Source organism: Albimonas marina (assembly GCF_029223255.1).
GTDB lineage: Bacteria > Pseudomonadota > Alphaproteobacteria > Rhodobacterales > Rhodobacteraceae > Albimonas.
The window spans coordinates 1-1,333 of sequence record NZ_JARHUC010000021.1 but is presented as its reverse complement, the minus strand read 5'-3'; the positions used below and the strand labels follow the sequence as shown (position 1 = coordinate 1,333).

Genomic DNA, 1,333 nt, shown 5'->3' with positions numbered 1-1,333 from the left:
GGTAGCGCCCCGAGACGTGGTGTAGGAGCGCCGGCCTTCGGCGAGGCCCGAGGCTGATCAGGCGGCCACGGCGGGCAGCCTGACATGGTCAGCATCGTTGATGCGGGCGAGGGACTCCAGCCCCATGTATCGCCGGGCCACCGCCCACTCGTCGTTGGTCTCGATCATCAGGGCGCCGACGAGGCGGACGATGGCTTCGTCGTTGGGGAAGATCCCGACCACGTCGGAGCGACGCTTGATCTCCTTGTTGACGCGCTCCAGCGGGTTCGTCGACGCGATCTGCGGCCAGTGCTCGCGCGGGAAGTCCATGTAGGCCAGGACATCTTCGCGGGAGGCGTCCATCAGGGAGCCGAGACGGTCGTTCTTCTCGCGCAGCGCGTCGGCGACGGCGTCCCACTGCGCCTCGGCGTCCGCCTTGGTCTCCTGCGCGAAGATGGTCTTCAGCATGGCGGCCACCGCCGCACGGCTCTTCGGCGGAACATGGGCAAGCGCGTTCCGGACCCAGTGCACGCGACACCTCTGCTGCGTGGCGTCGAACACCCGGCGGGCCGCCGCCCGCAGGCCCTTGTGATCGTCAGCCACGACCAGCTTCACCCCGCGCAGGCCGCGGTCGGCGAGCGCGCGCAGGAACTCGAGCCAGAAGGTCTCTGCCTCGGACGGCCCCGTGCCCACGCCCAGCACCTCGCGGCGGCCGTCCTCGTTGACGGCGACGGCGATTATCACCGCACGGCTCACGATCCGGCCGCCGTCGCGCACCCGGATGTAGGTCGCATCGAGCCACAGATACGGCCAGGCGCCTTCCAGCGGGCGCGTCAGGAACGCCTGCACCCGTTCGTCGATCTCCGCGCAGAGCCGCGAAACCTGGCTCTTCGAGACGCCCGTGCCGCCCATGGCGCGGACCAGGTCGCCCCCCCCCGCGTCGAGACGCCGTGCACGTAGGCTTCCTGGATCACCGCCACCAGCGCCTTCTCCGCCGTCCGCCGCGGCTCCAGGAAGCTTGGGAAGTAGCTGCCCTTCCGCAGCTTCGGGATGGCGAGGTCGATCCGCCCCGCCCGCGTCTCCCAGCCCCGTTCACGCTAGCCGTTACGGTGCGTCGCACGCGTCGCCGAGCGCACGCCCTTCGGCGCGCCCGGCGCCGCCTCGACCTCCAGTTCCATCAACCGCTCGGCCGCGAAGGCCAGCATCTCGCGCACGAGATCGCCGTCCGCCTCCTTCTCCACGAGCTCCAGAAGGGCCATTCTATCGTCGGTCATCGTCGTCTCCGGTTCCGATTCAAGGTCTCGCAACCCGAACCTCTACCGAAGACCGGCGATGGCCGTCCCGCCGACACCGT

1 pseudogene is annotated in these 1,333 nt (G+C 69.9%); it reads right to left on the bottom strand.

The features are described from left to right. Nucleotides 1-57: 57 nt before the first annotated feature. Nucleotides 58-1,253 (bottom strand): annotated as a pseudogene (locus P2H44_RS25470) (IS256 family transposase). Nucleotides 1,254-1,333 lie beyond the last annotated feature (80 nt).